This is a genomic window from Collinsella aerofaciens, from assembly GCF_027679495.1.
In the GTDB taxonomy this organism is placed as follows: Bacteria; Actinomycetota; Coriobacteriia; order Coriobacteriales; family Coriobacteriaceae; genus Collinsella; species Collinsella aerofaciens_AK.
The window spans coordinates 1-24244 of the sequence record NZ_JAQEKC010000030.1 but is presented as its reverse complement, the minus strand read 5'-3'; the positions used below and the strand labels follow the sequence as shown (position 1 = coordinate 24244).

At 60.1% G+C, this 24244-nt stretch carries 19 protein-coding genes; all 19 read left to right on the top strand.

What is annotated here, in order from left to right; translation table 11 throughout:
* Nucleotides 1–166: 166 nt before the first annotated feature.
* Nucleotides 167–1162, top strand: coding sequence for an ornithine carbamoyltransferase (gene argF, locus PGW49_RS09270; RefSeq protein ID WP_270226321.1), 996 nt, complete (start codon nucleotides 167–169; stop codon nucleotides 1160–1162).
* A gap of 139 nt (nucleotides 1163–1301) precedes the next feature.
* Nucleotides 1302–2789 (top strand): YfcC family protein, encoded by a 1488-nt coding sequence (locus PGW49_RS09265; RefSeq protein WP_333494017.1) that lies wholly within the window; start codon nucleotides 1302–1304, stop codon nucleotides 2787–2789.
* A gap of 485 nt (nucleotides 2790–3274) precedes the next feature.
* Nucleotides 3275–4756 carry a DUF1846 domain-containing protein gene (locus PGW49_RS09260; protein ID WP_006234276.1) on the top strand — a complete coding sequence of 494 codons (1482 nt, stop codon included), beginning with the start codon at nucleotides 3275–3277 and terminating at the stop codon, nucleotides 4754–4756.
* 256 nt (nucleotides 4757–5012) lie between these two features.
* Nucleotides 5013–5351 (top strand): helix-turn-helix domain-containing protein, encoded by a 339-nt coding sequence (locus PGW49_RS09255; RefSeq protein WP_040358312.1) that lies wholly within the window; start codon nucleotides 5013–5015, stop codon nucleotides 5349–5351.
* A gap of 178 nt (nucleotides 5352–5529) precedes the next feature.
* Complete coding sequence (locus tag PGW49_RS09250; RefSeq protein ID WP_270226320.1) at nucleotides 5530–7191, top strand: CTP synthase; 1662 nt, start codon at nucleotides 5530–5532, stop codon at nucleotides 7189–7191.
* 2 nt (nucleotides 7192–7193) lie between these two features.
* Nucleotides 7194–8135 (top strand): site-specific tyrosine recombinase XerD, encoded by a 942-nt coding sequence (gene xerD / locus PGW49_RS09245; protein WP_270226318.1) that lies wholly within the window; start codon nucleotides 7194–7196, stop codon nucleotides 8133–8135.
* A 462-nt stretch (nucleotides 8136–8597) separates the two neighbouring features.
* A complete protein-coding gene (locus PGW49_RS09240) occupies nucleotides 8598–9032 on the top strand; it encodes a division/cell wall cluster transcriptional repressor MraZ (RefSeq protein ID WP_006234269.1) in 435 nt (144 codons plus the stop codon).
* 20 nt (nucleotides 9033–9052) lie between these two features.
* Nucleotides 9053–10018 (top strand): 16S rRNA (cytosine(1402)-N(4))-methyltransferase RsmH, encoded by a 966-nt coding sequence (gene rsmH / locus PGW49_RS09235; RefSeq protein WP_006234266.1) that lies wholly within the window; start codon nucleotides 9053–9055, stop codon nucleotides 10016–10018.
* A 90-nt stretch (nucleotides 10019–10108) separates the two neighbouring features.
* Complete coding sequence (locus PGW49_RS09230) at nucleotides 10109–10579, top strand: hypothetical protein (RefSeq protein ID WP_055309808.1); 471 nt, start codon at nucleotides 10109–10111, stop codon at nucleotides 10577–10579.
* A gap of 182 nt (nucleotides 10580–10761) precedes the next feature.
* Nucleotides 10762–12462 (top strand): peptidoglycan D,D-transpeptidase FtsI family protein, encoded by a 1701-nt coding sequence (locus PGW49_RS09225; protein ID WP_324249573.1) that lies wholly within the window; start codon nucleotides 10762–10764, stop codon nucleotides 12460–12462.
* Nucleotides 12463–12589: 127 nt separating this feature from the next.
* Nucleotides 12590–14014: a UDP-N-acetylmuramoyl-tripeptide--D-alanyl-D-alanine ligase gene (locus tag PGW49_RS09220; protein ID WP_161144737.1), complete on the top strand. Its 1425-nt coding sequence runs from the start codon at nucleotides 12590–12592 to the stop codon at nucleotides 14012–14014.
* A 3-nt stretch (nucleotides 14015–14017) separates the two neighbouring features.
* On the top strand, nucleotides 14018–15037 hold the full coding sequence (mraY, locus tag PGW49_RS09215) for a phospho-N-acetylmuramoyl-pentapeptide-transferase (protein ID WP_161144736.1): 1020 nt from the start codon (nucleotides 14018–14020) through the stop codon (nucleotides 15035–15037).
* Between the two features lie 9 nt (nucleotides 15038–15046).
* Nucleotides 15047–16453, top strand: a complete 1407-nt coding sequence (murD, locus tag PGW49_RS09210) for a UDP-N-acetylmuramoyl-L-alanine--D-glutamate ligase (protein WP_161115920.1) — start codon at nucleotides 15047–15049, stop codon at nucleotides 16451–16453.
* A 36-nt stretch (nucleotides 16454–16489) separates the two neighbouring features.
* Nucleotides 16490–17983 carry a putative lipid II flippase FtsW gene (gene ftsW / locus PGW49_RS09205; protein ID WP_161144735.1) on the top strand — a complete coding sequence of 498 codons (1494 nt, stop codon included), beginning with the start codon at nucleotides 16490–16492 and terminating at the stop codon, nucleotides 17981–17983.
* Complete coding sequence (murG, locus tag PGW49_RS09200; protein ID WP_161144734.1) at nucleotides 17973–19088, top strand: undecaprenyldiphospho-muramoylpentapeptide beta-N-acetylglucosaminyltransferase; 1116 nt, start codon at nucleotides 17973–17975, stop codon at nucleotides 19086–19088. The genes ftsW and murG overlap by 11 nt, the downstream gene beginning before the upstream one ends.
* A 97-nt stretch (nucleotides 19089–19185) precedes the next feature.
* The gene (murC, locus tag PGW49_RS09195) at nucleotides 19186–20604 is read left to right on the top strand and encodes a UDP-N-acetylmuramate--L-alanine ligase (protein WP_161144733.1); all 1419 of its coding nucleotides are present in this window, start codon (nucleotides 19186–19188) and stop codon (nucleotides 20602–20604) included.
* A gap of 5 nt (nucleotides 20605–20609) precedes the next feature.
* The gene (murB, locus tag PGW49_RS09190) at nucleotides 20610–21521 is read left to right on the top strand and encodes a UDP-N-acetylmuramate dehydrogenase (RefSeq protein ID WP_006234257.1); all 912 of its coding nucleotides are present in this window, start codon (nucleotides 20610–20612) and stop codon (nucleotides 21519–21521) included.
* Nucleotides 21522–21738: 217 nt separating this feature from the next.
* On the top strand, nucleotides 21739–22734 hold the full coding sequence (locus PGW49_RS09185; protein WP_230317456.1) for a cell division protein FtsQ/DivIB: 996 nt from the start codon (nucleotides 21739–21741) through the stop codon (nucleotides 22732–22734).
* 199 nt (nucleotides 22735–22933) lie between these two features.
* Nucleotides 22934–24088 (top strand): cell division protein FtsZ, encoded by a 1155-nt coding sequence (gene ftsZ, locus PGW49_RS09180; RefSeq protein WP_022094491.1) that lies wholly within the window; start codon nucleotides 22934–22936, stop codon nucleotides 24086–24088.
* Nucleotides 24089–24244: the final 156 nt, after the last annotated feature.

Sequence of the window (24244 nt, the reverse complement as noted above, 5' to 3'; positions counted from 1 at the left end):
TCCCGCGGCCGCGGCGGCCCGCGCTGCATGAGCATGCCCTTCTGGCGCGAGGACCTCTAAGGTCTTTCCGTTTCCGGTGCGGTCCCCCTACAACCGCACCGGCTTCGCCCGTTAAACGGGCACCACTAATACTTACGTAATTCATTTCTTCGAAAGGAATCAAACCATGGGTGTTAACCTTTCCGGCCGTAGCTTCCTCAAGCTTCTCGACCTCACCACCGAGGAGATCGAGTACCTGCTCAAGCTCTCCAAGAACTTCAAGGATATGAAGCGCGCTGGCGTTCCGCACCGCTATCTCGACGGCAAGAACATCGTTCTGCTCTTCCAGAAGACCTCTACTCGTACCCGCTGCGCCTTCGAGGTCGGCGGCATGGATCTGGGCATGGGCGTCACCTACCTCGATCCGGGTTCGTCGCAGATGGGCAAGAAGGAGTCCATCGAGGACACTGCCCGCGTTCTCGGCCGCATGTATGACGGCATCGAGTTCCGTGGCTTTGCCCAGGACGACGTCGAGGAGCTCGCTGCTAAGTCCGGCGTGCCCGTGTGGAACGGCCTGACCACCGAGTGGCACCCCACCCAGATGCTCGCCGACATCCTGACCGTCCAGGAGAACTTCAACTACGACATCAAGGGCAAGACCCTCGTCTTCATGGGCGACTGCAAGAACAATGTCGCTCGCTCCCTCATGGTCGTCTGCTCCAAGCTCGGCATGAACTTCGTGGCCTGCGGCCCCGAGGAGTGCATGCCCGCTGACGACGTCATCGAGGCCTGCAAGCCCATCGCCGAGGCTAACGGCTGCACCATCAAGCTGACCACCGACGTCAAGGACGGCGTCACCGGTGCCGACGTTATCTACACCGACGTGTGGGTCTCCATGGGCGAGCCCGACGAGGTCTGGGCCGAGCGCATCGCTCAGCTCACCCCGTATCGTGTCACCTCCGAGGTCATGGCTATGGCCAACCCGGGTGCCATCTTCCTGCACTGCCTGCCCAGCTTCCACGACACCAACACCACCATTGGCGCCGAGAAGTGCGAGCAGTTCGGCATCACCGAGCAGGAGGTCACCGACGAGGTCTTCGAGAGCCCCGCTTCCAAGGTCTTCGACGAGGCCGAGAACCGCATGCACACCATCAAGGCTGTCATGTACGCCACGCTCAAGTAAGAGCATCTAGCATCTCGCTCGGGGTGTATTGCTGCACACCCCGAGCGGTTTTATCTGGTAATAATCTCGCATCAAGCGGCAGGCACGGCACGGAAGAGCCGCTTCTGGCGAGATCAGTAAATGATTTATGAAGGGGGGGATGAGAACTATGACTGAGACCGCTAAGAAAAAGCGCGGTATGCCTTCATCGTTCACCATTCTTCTTGCTCTGCTGGCAATTGTCGCAGTGATTACCGTTATCGTCTCCGGCACGTCCGGCGGCGCGGTTACTGCCGCCCGTCTGAGCGATTTCTGCACCGCCCCGATTAAGGGCTTCGCTGACGCTCTGCCCGTCTGCCTCTTCGTTATGATCCTGGGCGGCTTCCTCGGTATGATGACCGAGACCGGCGCCCTGGACAACGGCATCGCCGTTCTGGTGCAGAAGCTTAAGGGCAACGAGATTATGCTCATTCCCGTGCTGATGCTCATCTTCTCCCTCGGTGGTACCACCTATGGTATGTGCGAGGAGACCGTTCCCTTCTACGCCCTGCTCGCCGCTACCATGATGGCCGCTGGCTTCGACCCCATGGTCGGTGCCGCTACCGTCCTGCTCGGCGCTGGCTGCGGCTGCCTGGGCTCCACGGTTAACCCGTTCGCCGTCGGCGCTGCCGTCGACGCTCTGACCGGCGTTGGCATTGAGGTCAACCAGTCCATCATCATCGGCCTCGGTGCCGTCCTGTGGATTGTCACTACCGCTATGTCCATCTTCTTCGTGATGAACTATGCCAAGAAGGTCAAGGCTGACAAGGGTTCCACCATCCTGTCGATGCAGGAGCTCAAGGACGCCGAAGAGGCTCACGGCAAGGCTGCTTCCGAGGTCCACAAGGAGGTCAAGCTCACCGGTCGTCAGAAGGGTGTTCTGATCGCCTTCGCCTTCACCTTCGTCGTCATGATCGTCGGCTTCATTCCGCTGGCCGACCTCAACGAGGGCGTCGCCAACTTCTTCGACGCTGGCGCTGTCTACGACGCCGACGGTAACGCCGTCGTCCAGGGCTGGTCTGCCCTGATCACCGGCCTGCCCATTGGCCAGTGGTACTTCGACGAGGCTTCCACCTGGTTCTTCCTCATGGCCGTCCTGATCGGTATCATCGGTGGCCTGTCCGAGAAGCAGATCGTTAACACCTTCATCACCGGCGCTGCCGACATGATGTCCGTTGTTCTCGTCATCGCCCTCGCCCGTGGTATCTCCGTCCTCATGGCTAACACCGGCCTCGATGTCTTCGTCCTCGACGCTGCCGCCAATGCCCTGGCTGGCCTGTCCGGCGTGATCTTCGCTCCCATGAGCTTCCTGGTCTACTTCGGCCTGTCCTTCCTGATCCCCTCGACCTCCGGTATGGCCACCGTCTCCATGCCCATCATGGGACCGCTGGCTGTTAAGCTCGGCTTCTCGCCTGAGGTCATGGTCATGATCTTCTCCGCCGCCATCGGTGTCGTGAACCTATTCACCCCGACCTCCGGCGCCATCATGGGCGGTCTCGCCCTGGCCAAGATCGAGTGGACGACCTGGCTCAAGTTTGCCCTTAAGCTCATCGTCGCGCTCTCCGTCGTCTGCGCCATCATCCTGACCGTCGCCTGCGTGTTGATCTAAGTACCCAACGGGTACCCCACGGAAACCTTGACGATCCTGTAGAGGATCACCTGGTCATCGTCTGTCCGGCGGGGTAAACCCACCGGTAGACTCCTACCTTTAGCCCCCTTCCGTTCCGTGCGCGGGAGGGGGCGCTCTTGTGTTCCGGCGTTTTACCAAACGCCGGAACCACTCGACGCTGCAAGCCCGCCAGAGCGGCAATCTGACGTTCAATCGTCGGGCATGGCCAAAAGGCCTATGCCCTCCTCTTTCACGTCACCTTGCTCGCTCTGGCGGGCTTTCGCTGACTTTTGCTCCACCTGCGGCGCTGCCATTGTTGGTGTTATGGGGCGGTGCAATGGGGTCAGGTTAGTTTGCACCAAATATGTCCGACAAGAGGTTTGACGGATGTTTGGTTGGTGCCTGTTGATGGTCTGGGTATCGGGGAGGGCGGGCTCCGTTATAATCGCCTAGAACATTAAATGGAAACGGGACGGGAGCCATATATGCGCCAGGGTTTCGACAACGCGAAGTATATCGAGCTGCAGGCTGCTCACATTAAGGAGCGCATCTCGCAGTTTGGTGGCAAGCTCTATTTGGAGTTTGGCGGTAAGCTGTTCGATGACTATCATGCGAGCCGCGTGCTGCCGGGTTTTGAACCGGACAGCAAGTTCCGCATGCTCAAGAGCATCGCCGACGATGTCGAGGTCATCATCGCCATTAACGCAAACCACATCGAGAAAAACAAGGCTCGTGGTGACCTCGGCATTACCTATGACGAGGATGTGCTGCGCCTGGTTGACCTGTTCCGCGGCAACGGCTTTGCTGTCGCGGCTGTGGTCATCACCCAGTACGCCGGCCAGCCTGCTGCCGATGTGTTCCGCAACCGCCTGAACGCGCTCGGTATTCCCGCCAAGCTGCACTATCCCATCGAGGGGTATCCGCACGATGTCGATCTGATCGTGTCCGACGATGGCTACGGCAAGAATGAGTTTGTCGAGACCACCCGACCGCTCGTCGTGGTCACTGCCCCCGGTCCTGGCTCGGGCAAGCTTGCCACCTGCCTGTCTCAGCTCTATCACGAGCACAAGCATGGCACGGCCGCCGGCTATGCCAAGTTCGAGACCTTCCCGGTCTGGAACCTTCCCCTCACGCATCCGGTCAACATCGCCTACGAGGCGGCCACGGCGGACCTCGACGATGCCAATATCATCGACTCCTTCCACCTTGAGGCCTATAACAAGACCACGGTCAACTACAACCGCGACGTCGAGGCCTTCCCGGTGGTCCGTGCTCTGATGGAAAAGATCCTGGGCAAGAGCCCCTACCAGAGTCCTACGGACATGGGCGTCAATATGGTCGGCTTTGCCATCACCGATGACGATGCCTGCCGCGACGCTTCCAAGATGGAGATCGTCCGCCGCTACTTTACCGCGGTCGAAAATGTGCGCCGTACCGGCGTGGGCGATGAGCAAGTCGACCGTCTCAAGATCATTATGAAGAAAGCCGGCATCGATAAGAACTACTCACCGGCGCGCTCGGCGGCCCTCACCAGGGAGCAGCTGACGGGTGGTCCCGTGGGTGCCATGGTTATGCCCGATGGCTCCGTGGTGACCGGCAAGACTTCCACGCGCCTAGGCGCTGCGAGCTCGCTCATCATGAATGCACTTAAGCATGTCTCGGGCGTCGACCTTGAGCTCGAGGTCATTAGCGATGAAGCGATCGAGCCCATCAGCAAGCTCAAGACGCATTTCCTGGGCAGCAAAAACCCGCGCCTCCACACCGACGAGACGCTTATGGCGCTGTCGATCACCTCGGCCACGAGTGAGACGGCCGCTCGCGTCCTTTCGGGCCTGGAGCAGCTGCGCGGTTGCGATGCCTTCTTTAGCGTGATTATCTCGCCGACGGACGAGACGGTACTGCGCAAACTGGGTATCAACGTGTGCTGCGAGCCCAAGTTTGAGCGCCGCGGTTTCTTCCATCGCTAAGTTTGAAGCACCGCGGTAATTGCATTGCATTTTGGCCGTATCGGGTTAGCGCCCGGTACGGCTTTTTGATCAATAAAGCGCCTATTTCGGCGAAAAATAGCTGTTTACCTGCCTAGAAACAATTTGAGCGGTATACAATAACCGTAACTGTTTCATCCTTAGCGGGATGCCGCATGATGGATATTACCTGCCATCGTGAGGTGTGTCGGTCGCGCACGGCGCGTTAGATGCTCGTGCTCGGTTTGAGGAGGCTGCTATGGCGGGCAAGGGTCGTGCGAGTGTCAACGATATGAAGCGTGTCGAGGTGCTGGTGTTGATGGAGATCGACCAGCAAACCGAAGACAATGGCGGGCCGTATGGTTTCTCGCGCAAAACGCTTGCCGAGCGCGTGGGGGTTTCGCCGTATCGTGCCCGCGCCGCAATCGATCGCTTGGATTCCGAAGGCATGATTGATGTCGTCTCGCGTTATAGCGACGACGGCGGTCAGCTTGCAAATGGCATTTGCCTCACCGAACGTGGCGAGTGGTATCTTGAGGGCGTCCGTACCGGCATGCTCGTTCAAGAAATGCTTGAGGACGAGGTTGCTGATCGATAGCAGCATGTAACCCTTGCCATAGCGACGCCGCCTGGGAAACCGGGCGGCGTTTTGTTTCAAGATTGAGAAATGCAATCGCACGCGAGAAAAATTGCGAACGGTCCGCGGCGCGAGTATTACAATGAAGACCCGTAAGATGTGGATAAACAACTTCTACGGGAAGCGCAGGTAACTCAATATGACCAAGCATGTGTTCGTAACCGGTGGCGTGGTTTCGTCCCTGGGCAAGGGTATCACCGCGGCCTCGCTGGGCCGTCTGCTCAAGTCGCGTGGCTACAAAGTAACGATGCAGAAGGCCGATCCGTATCTGAACGTCGACCCCGGTACCATGAGCCCCTTCCAGCATGGTGAGGTCTTCGTTACCGAGGATGGTTACGAGTCCGACCTGGACCTGGGTCATTACGAGCGCTTTATTGATGAGAACCTGACCCGCGATTCCAACTTTACGACCGGCGCCATCTATAAGAGCTTGATCGCCCGCGAGCGTCGCGGCGACTTTTTGGGCGGTACCGTGCAGGTGATTCCTCACGTCACCAATGCCATTAAGGACAAGTTCCGCCGCATCGAGGAGCAGACCGGCTCCGATGTAGTCATCACCGAGCTGGGCGGCACGATCGGCGACATCGAGTCCCAACCGTTTGTCGAGGCCATCCGTCAGTACCGCAAGGAGGCCGGCCCCGAGAACGTCTGCTACATCCACGTGTCGCTCGTTCCCTATATCGCCGCCGCCCACGAGGTCAAGACCAAGCCCACGCAGCATTCCGTCAAGGAGCTCCGCAGCTTTGGCATCCAGCCCGATATCATCGTGCTGCGCTCCGACCACCATATCGATGACGCTATCCGCGGAAAGATCGCAAGCTTCTGCGACGTCGACACCGATTGTGTCTTTACCAACGAGGACTGCGCGAGCATTTACGATGTTCCGCAGCTGCTTGCCGAGCAGGACTTTGACCTGCGCATTTGCGAGCGCTTGGGTCTGGACCCGCGTGAGCGCGACATGAGCGAGTGGAATGAGTTCCTGCGCAAACAGAATCACGCCAACCATCACGCCGACAAGGTGAAGATCGCCGTCGTGGGCAAGTACACGCAGCTGCCCGATGCGTATCTGTCGGTTATCGAGGCCCTGCACCATGCGGGCGTCTTCTACGATCGCCATGTGGACGTCCAGCTGGTCGACGGCGAGAGCCTCGACGAGCAGAATGTCTCCGAGGTTTTGGGCGACGCCTCGGGCGTCCTGGTCCCCGGCGGCTTTGGCAAGCGCGCCCTGGAGGGCAAGATCCTCGCGGCCGAGTTTGCCCGTGAGCACAAGATTCCGTATCTGGGCATTTGCCTGGGTATGCAGGTGGCCGTGTGCGAGTTCGCCCGCAACGTCGTCGGCCTTGCCGGCGCCAGCTCCTCCGAGTTCGATCCGGACGGCCCGTTTAGCGTCATCGATCTGATGAGCTCGCAGGAGGACGTGACCGAGAAGGGCGGCACCATGCGCCTGGGCGCCTATCCGTGCAAGCTCGCCGCCGATACCCTTGCTCGCGAGGCATATGGCGAGGAGCTCGTCTACGAGCGTCACCGTCATCGCTTTGAGTTCAACAACGCCTTCCGTGACCAGCTCGAGGACGCCGGCTTGGTTATCTCGGGTCTGTCGCCCGACGAGCGCCTGGTCGAGATGGTCGAGCTGCCGCGCGACGTGCATCCGTGGTATGTGGCAACCCAGGCTCATCCCGAGTTCAAGAGCCGCCCGACCAACCCGCAGCCGCTGTTCCGCGAGTTCGTGCGCGCTTCGATCGGCCAGCACGAGGGTGTCGACCGTCTGCAGGTGACGCCCATGAACCTCGCTACGGACTAAGGGTGCCGGCGAATAAGGAACATACCGAAGCTACTCCCTCGTCGCTCGCCGTGGCGGCGGGGGAGTATCTCGATTACCTCGCGGTCGAGCGGGGTTTGGCGCGCAACACGATTGCGGCCTACCGTCGTGACCTGACGACGTACTGCGCCTATCTGGAGCGGGCGGGTATTGTGTCTTTTGAAGAGGTGACCCGTCAGGTCGTGGAGGGCTTTGTCGCCGACCGTCGCGATGGGGGCTATTCCGATGCCTCGGTGGAGCGTGCGCTTGCGGCCGTGAAGGGCCTGCATGCCTTTTTGGTGCGCGATGGGGCTGTGGCCCAAAATCCAACGGCGGCGTTGCGCCTGCCTAAAAAGGCTGAGCGTTTGCCGGAGTATCTATCGGTGGAGGATGTCTCGGCGCTGCTCGATCAAGACTTCCCCAAGGGCGAGATGGGCTTGCGCGACCATGCCATCTTGGAAGTGCTCTACGGATGCGGCTTACGTGTGAGCGAGTTGGTGGGGCTCGATGTGGGCGATATCCATATCGACGATGGCTTTGTGCTCGTTCGCGGTAAGGGCTCAAAGGAACGCCTGTCACCGCTGGTGGGAAGCGCGGCGCGAGCTCTGACGCTCTATGTAACTGAGGGGCGTTCTCGCTTGGCGGTCCATGCCCGCGGAACCGAGACCTCGGCGGTCTTTTTAAATAAGAACGGCCGCCGTCTGTCGCGCCAGGGCATCCATGCCATCTGTGAGCGCTACGGGCGCCAGGTGGGACTGGTGGGGCTCCATCCCCATACGCTGCGTCACTCCTTTGCCACCCATATGCTTGCGGGCGGCGCAGACCTCCGTGTGCTACAGGAGATCTTGGGGCATGCCGATATATCGACCACGCAGATCTACACGCATGTCGATCGTACGCAACTGACCGAGGTCTATCTGGCGGCGCACCCGCTGGCACATCGCTAGCACCTCGCTGACCTGCATATTTATAAATATTAAAGGGGACGGGCCCCAGATTGCCGAGACGCACTTTTGCGCGCATGGGCAATCTGGGGCCCGTCCCATTTTTCGCCAGACACCGACGCGGTGGTGGGCCGTGTGTGTCGTGGGTGGGGGAGTTTGGGGGCGATGTGAACGGCGTGTAAAGGGACGTAAAAATCGCCTCAAGGTCAACTTGAAGGTTGAGGTTCGCGGGCGTGGTTCTACAGGTGGCATCACGCCTTTGCTGCAAACACAACATATTGTGTTTTCGAACATATGCTCGGGGGTGTTTTACAACATATTGAGGGTGGAGTGGTGGGGCGGGGTGGGGGAAGGGGTGGGGAAAGGTGTTGAAAAATGGGGCGGTTCCCCATATTATTGATGACGTCGACAGGCGGGGTGGTTCCCCGCGTACGTGCCATCTGAGTAACCGAGGGGAGGGCGCACATGGGAATGACGGGTGCATACGAGCGCAATCTCGATGCAAAAGGTCGTCTATCCCTGCCTGCACCCCTTCGCGAGGAGCTTGGAGAGCACGTTCGCGTGTTCAAAGCCCTGGATGTCGATGCTCTGTACGTGTTCTCTGCCGAGGCCTTCGATAAGTGGGTCGAAGGACTCTTCGCGGGTCGTGAGGGCCACGAGGGTTTTAACCCGCGTGACATCAACGACCAGAAGCTCATGAGGGCGATCAACAAGCGCACCACGTCGATGGACGTGGACAGCGCCGGTCGTATCGGTCTTTCCGAGTCTCTCCGCAAGCAGGCGAACCTCGACCGCGAGGTCACGGTTGTGGGCAACTACGACCACCTTGAGGTTTGGGATCGCGCCGCGGCCGATGAGGACGATGACGATGAGGCCCTGCTGGACCTCTTCTTCTCGTAAGGGCAAGGCACGGGTAACGGATGGAGCGTGGGATCTTGACACAAGAATATCGGCATGAACCTGTCATGCTCGGCGAAGTGCTTGAGTCGCTGCGGCTAAAGAGCGGCTCCGTTGTCTGCGATTGCACCCTTGGCGGTGCCGGCCATTCGGTAAAGATGGCCGCGCAGGTGGGGGAGACGGGCCTTTTGCTCGGCGTCGATCAGGACGACATGGCCCTCGAGGCCGCTGGTGCCCGTCTGGACCGCGAGGTTCCCGGCGTTCCGCACCAGCTGCTGAAGGGCAACTTCGGCGACTTGGACGAGCTGCTTTGCTCGGCCGAGGTGCCCGGGGTCGATGGCTTCCTGTTCGATTTGGGCGTTTCGTCACCGCAACTCGATATCCCTGGCAGGGGCTTTTCGTATAACGAGGACGCCCCATTGGACATGCGGATGGATCCGGGTAATAACACCTTAAACGCAGCTGAGGTCATCAACACCTATAACGAACACGACCTCGCCCGGATTCTACGCGTCTACGGAGAAGAGAAGTTCGCCTCGCAGATTGCGCGCGAGATCGTGCGCCGCCGCGAGCAAGAACCGATCGAAACCACCGGCCAATTTGTCGAGATCATCAAGGCGGGTATCCCGGCTGCCGCTCGTCGGCATGGCGGACACCCGGCCAAGAAAAGTTTCCAGGCCATTCGCATCGAGGTCAATCACGAGCTCGATGTGCTCGAACGAGGGCTTGATGCCGCCACCAGGTGGCTCAACCCGGGCGGACGTATCTGCGTCATCTCGTATCACTCGCTCGAGGACCGTATCGTAAAGAACCACTTTAAGGAGATGAGCCAGGGGTGCACGTGTCCGCCGGAGATTCCGGTGTGCGTGTGCGGCAACGTGCCGATACTCAAGGTCATCACCCGCAAACCCTTGGTTGCCCAGCCTGATGAGGTTGAGCGCAACCCTCGGGCGAGATCGGCCAAAATCCGCGTGGCGCAGCGTCTGTAGGCGCGACCGCGCGATATTGGACCTCCCGCTCGCACCATAAACGAAGCTTAAACACACTACCAACGTACTCGGGATGGGAGGCGGCATATCATGGGCTACAACACTTCAAGCGCAGCACTCGCCTATGATATGAACGCCATGCCCGCCTATCGTGAGACGCCGCAGGCCCCCGTTGCTCCCCGTGAGCAGCGCGCGCCGCGCTTTGATGTCTACACGGGCGCGGGCCGTCAGGCAAACCAGGCGGTAAGCCCGGTTTTCATGAGCGTTCTTAAAACGTTTTGCATCATTGCGGCTATCTTCATGACGATCGGCGTCGCCCGCGTGGCGCTCGCCGGCGTTACGGCCCAGGTGCTCAACAGCAACGCCGAGCTTACCAGCACGCTCGAAAAGGCGACCGATGAGAGCTCCGACCTGGAGGTCATGCATTCGGTCTATGGCGCCGACACGCGCATTCGCGACCTTGCGGGCGCTTATGGCATGGTGGAGCCCAGCGAGAGCGTTACACTTGACTTTTCGCAGGATGCAGCCGCGGGCGCCAACGCGACCGCGACCGCTCAGTAGCAAGACGGTAGCTGAGTATGACAAATGACTATCGCCGCGGTTCCGATGGGGGCCGCGGTTCTGGACGTCCCTCGTCGCGGGGACGTTCTGGTTATCAAGGAACGGGTCGGCAATCTTACAACGCCGGGCAGTCCCGTGGCAACGACCCGGCGTCGCGACTTCGCGGCTCGGACGGCCCTCAAATGCATAACACCAGGTCGCGCAAGAGTTCGTCGACCGAATGGCTCACAGGCACGCCTCTGCCTCGCCGCAAAGCCATCATGGGCTTCATCGGGCTTGGTTTGAGCTTGGGCGTCTTTCGCCTTGCCGACTATCAAATTGTCGAAGCCGATAAACTGCGCGAGCGTGCCGATGCGCGCCGCCTGCTTGCACAGACCCTCTATGCCAAGCGCGGCACCATCTACGACCGCAACGGTAACGTGCTGGCGTCGTCGGTCGAATGTCGCAACATCGCCGTGAACCCGCAGCTTGTCGAGGATGTTGACAAGACGGTGTCGGCGCTGGTCAAGGCAACTGGAATCGATAAAAAGACCTGCCGCAAGCTCGTCGAGTCCGATGGCACCTGGGTGTATATCAAGCGCCAGGTGGACGAAGACGATGCTGCGGCGCTGGAGAAGAAGAACCTGCCCGGCGTGCTTTTTGAGCAGGCCATGAAGCGCGTATATCCATACGGCAATCTGGCATCGCAGGTGCTGGGTGTAGTGAATGTAGACAACGACGGCTTGACGGGTCTCGAAAAGCAATACAACAAGCTTCTGACCGGCACGAATGGTACCCTCGTGCGCGAGCGCGCGAGGGACGGCAGCTATATCGCGGGCGGTGCCTATAAAAAGGTGGCTGCGGTCGACGGCGTTGACATCGTGACGACGCTCGACGTCAATATGCAGCGAGCGGCTGAGGATGCTTTGGCGGAGGCTGTCGAGAAGACAAAGGCCAAGAACGGCTCGGCTTTGGTCACCGACCCCACGACTGGTGAAATTCTCGCCGCCTGCTCGTACCCGACCTACGACCAGACCGATCTGGAAAACGCCAAGACCGAGGATATGAACTTGCGCCTGGTCACCGACGCCTACGAGCCCGGCTCGGTCTTTAAGACGCTCGTGGCGGGCGCCGGCTTCGACTTGGGCGTCGTGCGATCGAGTACGTCGTTTGAGGTGCCGGCGAGCATCAAGGTGGGTGACGATACCGTCACCGATGCCGACAAGCGCGACTATGCCATGACCATGGATGTGCGCGAGATGATGCGCCGTTCGTCCAACGTGGGCTTTGTCCTGGTGGGGCGCAAGATCGGTGCGGATGACTTTGCCGCCTATGTGGACAAGTGGGGCATAGGTCACAGCTCCGGTGTCGATTTTCCGGGCGAGAGCCTGGGCATCGTCAAGGAGCGTGACCAGTATGACGGCGCCACGCTGGGTTCGATGAGCTTTGGACAGGCGCTGTCCGTCTCGCCGATTGAGATCGCACGTGCCGTGGGCGGCATCGCCAACGGCGGCGTGATGATGACCCCGCACTTCTATAAGTCCAGCAAAGGCGACGAGAAGGACTGGGGCGAAGGCGAGCGCGCGATTTCGGAGGACGCCGCATCCCAGGTGACATCGTGCATGCAGACGGTCGTGTCCGAGGGAACGGGCGTTGGCGGCGCGGTTGACGGCTATGACGTGGCGGGTAAGACCGGTACGGCCGAACGAGCCGACGAGAACGGCGGCTACCTCAAGGAGAACTACATGTCGTCCTTTATGGGTTTTGCACCGGCACAATCGCCCAAGGTGCTGTGCTATATCACGCTCGACGGAACGCCGAGCGGCTCAGATGCCGCTGCGGTGCCGTTCCAGTCCATTATGGCCAACGCGCTCGACGTGCTGGGTATCCCGCACACGAAGTAGGGGGTTACAATCTTTGGGGCGTGGTTTGTTGTCCCATATGAGGGGTGTTCACATGCCCTGCACCACGCATGCGCGGCGCTGGGATACAATACGCCGATAGCATTATTAGGTTTACAGGGGAGCTGCAATGATAGAGATCGCCGTCAACAACCTCGCGGCCGCAACAGGGGCCCGAACCGTGACGGGAGAAGCCGATCGGGTATGCCGCGGGTGCGTTATCGACTCGCGCCAGGTCGAGGAAGGGACGATTTTCGTCGCCTTTCCCGGTGAAAACGTCGACGGCAATGATTTTGCTTCCCGTGCCGTCCAGTCGGGTGCCGGCGCCGTCGTGATGACGCGTGAGCCCGAGGCCGAGCTGGTCTCGCTGGCGCAGGACAAGGGCTGTGCCATCTTGCTGACCGATGATCCCGAGGAGTTTCTGCTGCGTTTGGCGCACACGTACCGTCTGGAGCTTGGCTGCCTGGTCGTTGGTATTACCGGTTCCATCGGCAAGACGACGACCAAGGACGTGCTCGCCGCTGTGCTCGCCAAGCGCTATCGTGTCTGGGCCACCAAGGGCAATTTCAATAACCTGATCGGCATGCCACTCACGGTGCTTTCCGCTCCGGCCGATACCGAGGTCCTGGTGCTCGAGATGGGCATGAACCATTTCCACGAGATCGAGCGCCTGTCCCAGTCCGCCAATCCCAACCTTGCCATCGTGAGCAAGATTGGTACCTCTCATATCGGCATTTTGGGTAGCCGCGAGAACATCGCCCGCGCTAAGGCCGAGATTGTCCAGGGTATGTGCGCCGCTGGCGACTTCTTGCCGCTGCTGGTTTTGGGCGGCGAGGACGACTTTACGCCGTTCATTCGCGATACGTTCGCCCAGCCTGCTGGTATCGACGTGATGCTGGCCGGCGTCTCGGACGATGATGAGGTCCGTGCCCGCGACGTTCGAGTTGATGACGAGGGCCGTCCGGTCTTTACGCTCGATTTTGGTCAGGGCGAGACAATCGATACCATGCTTGCCATCCCCGGCGTGCAGTCCGTCCCAAATGCCGTTAAGGCCGCCGCGGTTGCCTATCGCCTGGGCGTGACGCCCGAGCAGATCGATGCTGCCTTTAGGGGCCTCACGATCACCGGTCACCGCCAAGAGATCAAGCGCGCCAAGAGCGGTGCCCGCGTCATCGACGATTCCTATAACGCCAGTGCCGAATCCATGGCTGCTGGCCTCGATCTGCTGTGCTCGCTTTCGTGCACGGGGTCTCGCATGGCGATCCTGGGCGAGATGGGCGAGATGGGCGATGAGGCTCCTCGCATGCATGAGCTCGTGGGCGCCTATGCCGCCGCCAAGAAGCTCGACATGCTGGCGTGCGTGGGTGGTGAGCTGGCCCAGCTTATGGCCGATGCCGCGCGCATGATGGGCATGGACGAGGACCGCATCCAGGTGTTCTCCGATTATCAGCAGGTGCTCGACCGCATGGGCGGCGCGCTTGAAAAACATGATGTTGTACTGGTCAAGGGTTCCCGTTTTGTTGAGCTCGACCGCTTTGTGGAAGGTGTGTGCTAGCCCATGTTCGGCAATCCCTCGTATCCAACGTATCAGGCTTTTTTGGGGCTTGGCATCGCCGCTGCCATTGCGCTGCTGCTCATGCCGTGGTGGATCAAGCTGCTCAAGGTCGAGGGTATCGGCCAGCAGGTTCGTGCCGACGGCCCCAAGCGTCATTTGGTTAAGCAGGGAACGCCCACCATGGGTGGCGTTGTCATCCTCGTCGCGATCTCGCTGACCTGCCTGCTGATGGGCAAGCTCACCACCGAGCTCGTGCTCGTGCTGCTCGCCACGCTGGCGACCGGCGTGCTGGGCCTGATCGACGACCTGACCTCCGTTACGCACGGGCGCTCGCTCGGTCTGACGCCTCATGCCAAGATGATCGGCCTAACCATTATCTGTGTCACCTTTACGGTACTTGCCGTCAACTGGTGCGGCGTCGCCCCCGAGATTCGTTTTCCCGGCGGCCTGACGATTGACCTCGGTGTTCTTTCGACCACCATCTGCGGCCTTTCGTTCCCGTGGCTCTACGTTGTCTTTTGCTGGCTGATGATCGCCGGTCTTTCTAATGCCGTGAACCTGACCGATGGCCTTGACGGTCTTGCTGGCGGCACCTCCATGATCGCCATGCTCGCCATGGCTGCCATGGCGTTTTTACACGGAGACGTGAACCTGTCCATCTTCTGCACCGCGTGTGCCGGTGCCTGCTTGGGCTTTCTGTGGTTCAACTGCTATCCGGCGAGCATCTTTATGGGCGATACCGGCTCGCTTGCCCTGGGCGCCGCGTTTGCCTGCACGTCCATCATGACCAACACCGAGGTCGTCTCCCTCATCATCGGCGGCCTGTTTATCGTTGAGACCCTGTCGGTCATGATTCAGGTTGTCTACTTCCACTTTACGCACAAGCGCGTCTTCCTTATGGCGCCCATCCATCATCATTTCGAAAAGAAGGGCTGGGCCGAGACCAAGGTCGTCATCCGTTTTTGGATTATCGCTGCGGCCTTTGGTGCCGTTGGCCTTGCTTTGTTCTTCCAGTTGGGATAGTGGTCTTTCATGCCTCTTGCTGATGTCTTTAGCCTGCTCGTTTTGGGTCAGGGCAAATCCGGTCTCGATGTCGCCCGCTGGGCGCTGGCACATCCCGAGCGCGTAAGCGCCGTTACCGTGTATGGCGGCGGCACCTCTGAGCCCAATGACGCCACGCGTGCGCTCGAGGCTGCTGGTGCGTCGTTTGTCTATGGGGCCGAACAGGTCGAGGGCGCCTATGACGTGTGCGTGACATGCCCGGGTATTTCGGAGTTCTCGTCCTTCTTTAAGGCGGGGCGTGAGCATGCCGCTCAGATTATGGGCGAGCCCGAGTTTGCCTATCGCTTGTCTCCCCAAAATTGGATTGCCATCACGGGCACCAACGGCAAGACAACTACCACGTCGCTGACTGATTATCTGCTCAAGGCCGCCGGTGAAGCCAGCGTGGCCGTCGGCAATATCGGTGAGCCGCCCGTGAACGAGATCGACGGCCGCGCACATAATGAGTGGTTTGTGGCCGAGCTGTCGAGTTATCAGATTGCTACGACCGCCGAGCTTCATCCTCGCGTGGCGGTGCTGCTCAACATCACGCCCGACCACCTGGGCTGGCACAAGAGCCACAAGAACTATGCGCTTGCCAAGATCAAGTTGTTCGAGAATATGGTCGACGACGACCTCGTGGTTATCGACGTTGAGGATGCCGGCATCCATGAGTTCGATGAGTACATCTACATGCCGGGCCGCCGCATCTGCAAGGTCGCTTTTGACGAGCCCGAGGGTGCAGACGCCGCCTTTGTGCGCGACGGCAAGTTGGTCGTCCGCCTGAAGGGCGTCGAGACTCAGCTTGTCGCCACTTCCGAGCTCAAGATCTCGGGCCATCACAATGTCATCAATGCCCTATGTGCTGCCACGGCTGCTTTGGCCGTCGGTGCCGATCCCGAGGGCATTTGCCGTGGTTTGGCATCGTTCCAGCCGCTGGAGCACCGCGTTGAGCCCTGTGGCGAGATCGATGGCGTGCGCTACGTCAACGATTCCAAGGCAACGAACACCGATGCAGTCGAAAAGGCCCTGACGGCGTTTCCCGACGACGATGTGATTTTGCTGCTCGGCGGCCACGATAAGGGTACGCCGCTTGCGGACTTTGCCCGCGTCGTTATGGACAACGTGCGCTCGGTCGTTTGCTTTGGCGATGCGCGCGAGCGCTTTACCGCCGCTATGGACGAGGCCGATGTCGATGGTGACGTGGATATCGCCCAGGCGGATGACCTGCGCGATGCCGTGGACGTCGCCCGTTCGCTGTCGAGCCGTGGCGACGTGATCTTACTTTCTCCTGCCTGCTCTTCGTTCGATGAGTTCTCGGGCTATGAGGAGCGCGGCCGCGTGTTTAAGGACTATGTGGCCCAGCTTGCCGCTGCGGCGAAATCGCAAATGGAATAGGGGTTGCCGGTGAGAGAGGAGAGCCCCCGACAAGGTATGAGGAGGCCCGACTCGGACCGTGCTTCCTCGCGGCGCAGCACACCGCGTTCCGGTCGCGGCAGGCAGACGTTTAGCGAACGCTATATTGCCGGCGTTCCCGCCCGTATCATGCGCCCCCGTTTGATATTCATGGCCTGCCTGTTTACCTTGGTGTGCTTTGGCCTGCTGATGGTGTACTCGGCGTCTTCGGTCGAGGCGCTGCACGAGAATGGCTCGGCGACGTTTTTTCTGTTTCGACAAGCCGCGTTTGCCGGAGTTGGCGTGCTGGCTATGGTTGCCATCGTGCGCGTTTTGCCGGACAGCTGGTTTGGGGAGGATGTGCTCAGGATCTTCCTCATAGGCATGATAGGGCTACTGTTTCTGGTGTTCTTGGTGGGCAGCGGCAGCCGTGGCGCCACGCGCTGGCTCAACATCGCCGGCATTCAGTTCCAGCCTTCCGAGTTTTTAAAGCCATTTGCCATTGCGTATTCGGCCATCATGCTCGATCGCTTCTTTTCGCCCGGTGGCAACATCAACGAATTCCTTCGCAAGATGGGCATCTACCTGGGCATTTCGCTCTTTCTGATCTTTATCCAGCCCGATTTCGGTACTGTCCTGATCATCCTGTTGACCCTCATGTGCATGGCGTTGTTTGCGGGTCTCGACCCCAGATTTATCATCGGCGTGCTAATCTTCGGCATTCTCGTGATCGTGATTGCGCTTGTCGCAGAGCCGTACCGTATGGTGCGTATTCAGGTTGCCTTGAACCCTTGGGCCGACGAGTATGGTGACGGCTATCAGGCCACGCTTGCCATCATGGCCTTTGCCTCGGGCGGTCTGTTCGGCCGTGGCATCGGCAACTCAACCATGAAGTACTCGTATCTGCCCGAGGCGCACAATGACTACATCCTGGCTATCATTGGCGAGGAAGTCGGCTTTGTCGGAACCGTGCTGTTCTTCTTGGTGTTTGCGATGCTGATCTACTCGGCGTTTCGCATTGCCGAGCAGGCGACCGATCGTCGGGGCGCGCTCATGGCGTCTGGCTCCGCGGTCATTCTCGCAGTGCAGTTTTTGATTAACGCGCTGGGCATCCTCAACGTGTTTCCCATGACGGGCAAACCGTTGCCGTTTATTAGCTACGGCGGTTCGTCGATTATTGTGTCGCTTATGCTTGCCGGGTTGATCCTGCGCGTTTCGTACGAGAGCGCCCGCCGCGATGAGTATGACCGCCGCCGTGAGAGCTTTGCCGTTATGGACGAGAGCACCGCCGGCGTAGCCCATGTGCGCGGTGAACGACCTTCGCGTAGCGGCTTTACCGTTCTGGATGGTTCTGCATCCGAGCCGGCAGCTCGTCCACGCCCGCGAATGGCTCCGCAAGGTCGTCCGCAGCGCCCCAGCCCTCGCAACGCGGGCGGCGGATATAATCGAATCGATTTGAACTCGGACCCGTCGGCGCGTCTGCGTACCGACGACCAGGGACCGCGTGTACGAAGGGACTACCATGACCGATAAAATGACCGTTGCTATTGCAGCCGGCGGCACGGCAGGACACATCAACCCCGCGCTCGCCTTGGCCGAAGAGCTGCGTGACCGTGGCCACCACGTTGTGTTCGTGGGCCAGTCGCGCAAGCTCGAGGGTCGTCTGGTCCCCGAGGCTGGGTTTGATTTTGTGCCCATTACGGTCACGGGCTTCGACCGCTCCCGTCCTTGGACGGCGCTGACCTCGCTGTGGCGCGTCAACAAAGCCAAGCGTGCGCTCGCCAGTCATTTCTCAAAGGTCGGCAAGCCCGATGCCGCCATTGGTTTTGGTGCCTATGTCGAGGTTCCGCTGCTGGGGTGGTGCAAGGGCGCGGGCGTTCCGTATCTGCTGCATGAGCAGAACTCTGTTCCGGGCCTGGCCAACAAGATGATGAACTCCCACGCCGCCCGCGTGTGCATCTCGGTGCCGGCAGCGCGTTCGGTCTTTGAGCGCGAAGGTGACCCTGACCACGTGCTCATGACCGGCAACCCCGTACGTCGCTCGGTGATCGAGGGCGATCGCGCTCGCGGCCGCAAGGCACTTGGCGTTCCCGAGGACGCTACGCTGCTGCTCGTCTTTGGCGGTTCACTTGGCGCCCAGCACCTCAACGAGCGTGTGGCTTCGCTCAAAAACGAGCTGCTTTCGCGCAAGAACCTCTATGTGTTGCATTCGACGGGTGCCGACGGCTTTGAGGAGACCGAGCGCGCTTTGGCGCTGACGCCCGAGGAGGCGAAGCATTACCGCGTCCAGCCTTACATCGACAACATGGGCGATATGCTGGCTGCTGCCGATTTGGTGCTCTCGCGTTCGGGCGCATCGAGCGTGGCCGAGATCGCTGCACTCGCCGTGCCTTCGGTGCTCGTGCCGTACCCGCATGCGACGGCCGACCACCAAACCACCAATGCCCGGTATCTGGTCGACGCCGGGGCCGGCGTGCTCTGCGCCGATGCCGATATCGACGGTTCTGCCTTTGCCGATGAACTGCTGCACCTGGTCGATGACGCGGCGGCGCGCGACGCCATGCGTCAGGCGGCGCGTGGTCTGGCTCAGGATAGGGCCGCCGCTCTTCTGGCGGATGCGGTAGAGGGTTTGCGTTAGTTAGACGGGATATCGTCGGTCGCCCTCGCGCTGATGCGGTAGGTGCGGTACAGTTAACGGGTTACAGGCAGTGTTTACGCAAGGAGTACACGAGCACATGGCTGATTCCCAGACTGCAACCTCCGCGCCCGAGTTTAAGAGCGCCCACTTTATCGGTATCGGCGGCGCCGGCATGAGCGGCATCGCCCTCGTTCTGCACGAGCGCGGTTATGCCGTTACCGGCTCCGACCTTAAGACGTCACGTTATATCCGCCAGCTTACCCGCGCTGGCGTGAAGGTGCATGTGGGCCATGAGGCCGCCACGATCGACGAGGTCAAGCCCGACGTGGTTGTTGTCTCCACCGCTATTCCGGAGTCCAACCCCGAACTCGTGCGCGCTCGCGAGCTTGGTATTCCCGTGTGGCCCCGTGCCAAGATGCTCTCTGCTTTGGGCCACGGCTACATCACCGTCGCTGTTGCCGGCACGCATGGCAAGACCACCACGTCTTCGATGTGCGCCACCATGCTCGACCGCATGGGTCTGGATCCGAGCTTCTTGATCGGCGGCATCGTCGAGGGCTATGACACGAACGGCAAGAACGGCTCGGGCGACTACTTTGTCGCCGAGGCCGACGAGTCCGACAGCTCCTTCCTGTTCCTGAACCCCAACGTAGTCATTGTGACCAACGTCGAGGCCGATCACCTCGATCACTACTCGGGTATCGAGGAGATCGAAGCGACTTTCGCCAAATTCATGAGCCTGGTGGGCGAGGACGGCACCGTCATCGTCTGCGGTGAGGACCCGCATCTGGTCGAGCTCGCCAAGTCGACGGGCCGTCACGTGCTTTCCTACGGCTTTGCCGAGAGCAACGACATCGTCTGCATGCACCCGGATGTCAAGGGTATCCAGAGTGACTTTATCGTTCGCTTTGAGGATGGCACTGAACATGCCGTGGAGATCAAGAGCAATCCCGGTCGCCACAACATGCTCAACGCCACGGCGGTGCTCACCGTCGCCCATGTCCTGGGCCTTGACATCGACGCCGCCGCCAAGGCGCTCTCGAGCTTTGAGGGCGTTCGCCGCCGCTTTACCCACGTGGGCGATATCGATGGCATCACCGTGGTCGATGATTACGGCCATCACCCCACCGAGATCAAAGCGACGCTTGCTGCCGCTTCGTCGCTGGGCTACAAGCACGTCGACGTCGTGTTCCAGCCGCACCGCTATTCGCGCCTGCAGGCCCTGTGCGACGACTTTGCCGATGCATTTGCCAATGCCGATAAACTGCTGCTGATTGATGTGTTCTCGGCTGGCGAGATGCCCATCCCGGGTGTCACCTCTAAGATGCTCGCCGATACCGTGCGCGCCAAGCATCCTGGCAAGGAGGTCGTGTACTGCTCCAGCCGTCTTGAGCTCAATCAGGAGCTCGAGCAGATGGTGGGCGAGGGCGACCTGCTGCTCACTATGGGTGCCGGTGACGTTACGACCGTCGGTCCCGAGTTTATCGAGTATCTGACTGCCAAGAAAGACGCTTAAGTCTAATGGGTCTGTTTAACGCCGTCATGGCGCTCTCGGGCATGATCGACACGGATGTGATCGAGGACGAGCGCCTTGCGCGTCATACGAGCTATCGTATCGGCGGCAAGGCCGACCTCTTTGTGACGTGCCATAGCTATCATGCCCTCCGCCGCGCCGTGGCGGTGCTCGATCGCGAGCAGGTGCCGTGGGTCATCATCGGCAAGGGCTCCAATCTGCTGGTTGCCGATGGCGGTTATCGCGGTGCCGTCATTTCGCTCGGACGTGAGTTTCAGCGCACGGTTGTTGCCGATGACGGTTGTACGCTGACGGTCGGTGCGGGCGTGATGTTTGCGCGCCTGGTCAACGATGCCCTGTCGCGTAGCCTCTCGGGCCTTGAGTTTGCCGTTGGCATCCCTGGCTCGGTTGGCGGTGCGATATCTATGAATGCAGGCACACGGACCGAGTGGATTGGCTCGCTGGTTGAGGATGTCGTAACGTTTGACCCGGCATCCGGTATCAAGCATTATGCGGGGTCCGAGATCACTTGGGGCTACCGCGAATGTAGCCTTCCCCGCAATGAGATTATCCTCGAGTGCGTGCTCAAGCTTAAACCGGCGCCCAAGGCCGACATTCGCGAGCGCATGGAGCGGTACCTGACGAGGCGCAAGCGTACGCAGCCCATGGGTCGCGCATCCTGCGGGTCGGTCTTTCGCAACCCGCCCGATGCGAGTGTGGGCAAGCTTATCGAGGATTGTGGATTAAAGGGTTTTTCGATTGGCGGCGCGGAAGTTTCGCCCGTTCACGCTAATTTTATCGTTAATAACGGAACCGCCTCGGCCGATGACGTTGCCGCGGTTATCAGACATGTGCACGGAAAGGTGAGGGAGGCGTATGGCATCGAGCTCAGACCGGAAGTTAAATTCCTCGGCTTCTAGAGCATCGAAACCCACCTTCCGCCGCGCCGGAGGGCGTTCCGGCGCGCCTGCCAAACCTCAACGCAATACCGTCGCGCACTCTAAGTCTGTCGGGCATGCTCGACAGACCAGTCGTCCGGTCGTCGGCTCTCAGCTCGGTAATCGTCCGGCCGCAAAAAAGTCCTCGCGTCCCTCGGTGACGTCAAAGCCTGTTATGGGCGCCAAGCCTGCCCGTCCCATGGCAACTCCTAAGCCCTCGACGGGAACTAAGGCGGCGCGTCCGGGTCGCACGCTGGGCGCATCGAAACCGCGCTCGCTGACATCGGTGCCGGCTACCGCCAAGAAGCCTTCGGGTAAAAAAGGCGTCAACCCGTTGTCTTCACTTGGGGCGATGGCAAATAAAACGTCAGACGCCGCTTCTCTCGTTACAGGCAAAGGCAAAATCGTGGGCGGCGTTCTGGCCGTCTTGGCCGTGCTCGTCGTCGTTGCCGTCGTGGTGATCAACTCTGGATTGTTTACCGCCACTGATATTCAGATTCAAGGCAGCGAGCATGTGACGAAGCACGATGCTATCCAGCTGATCGATTTGCCCGAGGGAACGTCGCTTTTTAACGTCGATCCCGACCAGATTACCGAGGACCTCAAGCAGAACCCGTGGGTCTCGGGCGTGGATGTCCAGCGCCAGTTCCCGCATACGCTCATCATTACGCCTATGGAGCGCAAGGTCATCGCAATTGCCTATATCAGCTCCGATGACCTTGCCTGGGCCATCGGGGATGATGACACCTGGATCGCCCCGCTGTCGACGTCGGTCGAAGTGGATGGCCAGGGCAACGTCATCACGACAGGGCAGGGCTCAAATACCCTGACCGGCATTGATGCCGCGCTGGCGCTCGCTAAGCACTATGGCGCGGTGTTGTTGACTGATGTCTCGGCGGATGTCGCTCCGGTTTCCGGCCAGGCGGTGAGCTCCAAGGCCGTTAAGGCTGGCTTGGATTATGTGCGTGGTTTTTCGAGCGAGTTCTTGGGACAAGTCAAGGATATTTCCACGCCTTCGGTCGAAGCCATCTCGGCAAACCTCAATAACGGCATTGAGGTGTCGCTGGGCGATTCGAACGATATCGTCAAGAAGGAGCGCGTAGTCACCAAGCTGCTTTCGCAGGTAGAGGGCGTAACGTATATCAATGTGCGCTCTCCGGGTAACTATACATTTAGGAACGCTCCGACCTCGTAGCGCTGGTTGATGCTTTGTTGAGGGGCCATACCACGCCGTTTATCTGGTTTGTTTGGTTTTCACGGTCAATTATTTGACTGATACGTTCATAATGTGCAAACATAATACGGTTTACCTTTGCATTTACTTTCAACCTGAAGGTTAATGTGCGCAGGGGTCGACCCATGCTATGGCTATAACCTTTGTTCGGAGGACCGACATGCACGAGACAGAGATCAACAACTACCTTGCCGTCATTAAGGTGGTCGGCGTCGGCGGCGGCGGTACCAACGCGGTCAATCGAATGATCGAAGAGGGCATCCGCGGCGTCGAGTTTGTTGCCATCAACACCGATGCTCAGGCACTCGCGATCTCTGATGCCGATATCAAGGTGCACATCGGCACCGACCTTACCCGCGGCCTGGGCGCCGGCGCCAACCCCGAGGTTGGCCGCAAGGCTGCCGATGAGTCCCGCGACGACATTGCCGAGGCGCTCGCTGGCGCCGACATGGTGTTCATCACCTGCGGCGAGGGCGGTGGCACCGGTACCGGCGCTGCTCCCATCGTTGCCGATATCGCGATGAACGAGGTCGGTGCGCTGACCGTCGCCGTCGTGACCAAGCCCTTCACCTTCGAGGGCCGCAAGCGCAAGAAGAGCGCCGAGGAGGGCATTAAGACCCTCTCCGATTGCGTCGACACCATGATCGTCATCCCTAACGATAAGCTGCTCGACATCGCCGAGAAGAAGACCACCATGCTCGAGGCCTTCGCGATTGCCGATGGCGTCCTTTCCCAGGGCACCCAGGGCATCACCGACCTCATCACCGTCCCCGGTATCATCAACCTGGACTTCGCCGATGTTAAGACCATCATGAAGCAGGCCGGTACCGCCATGATGGGTATCGGTACCTCTTCTGGGGACACCCGTGCCGTCGACGCTGCCCAGCAGGCCATCTCCAGCCCGCTGCTCGAGAGTTCCATCGATGGCGCCACGCGCGTGCTGCTCTCCATCGCCGGTTCCAAGGACCTGGGCATCCAGGAGATCAGCGACGCCGCCGACGTTGTCGCCAACGCCGTCGACCCCGAGGCCAACATCATCTTCGGTACCGTTGTCGACGAGTCCCTGGGCGATCAGGTGCGTATCACCGTCATCGCTACGGGCTTCTCCGACTCCAACGTCAACCGTCAGGACGAGCTCTTTGCTGCTCAGCAGTCTCAGAGCAAGGCCGCTGCCTCCGCTGAGCCGCAGCGCACCGCTCCTGCCACGAGTCCGGCTCAGGCCGCTCCGACCCGCAACGTCGGTGGCACCGAGCTTCCTAACTTCGGCAACGATCAGTTCGAGCTTCCCGACTTCCTGAAGCGCGGTAGCTTCTAAGTCGTTCTTTGCATTGTTGTGCACAGGGGCGTGTCCGTATGGACGCGCCCTTTTTATTCAAGACTTTAGTCTGCTGGCCGCGCAGCGGCCAGCTTTGAACCACCCGCTACGCGGGTGGAGACAAACGGCTTTACAAAGCCACCCCTCCGACCGATA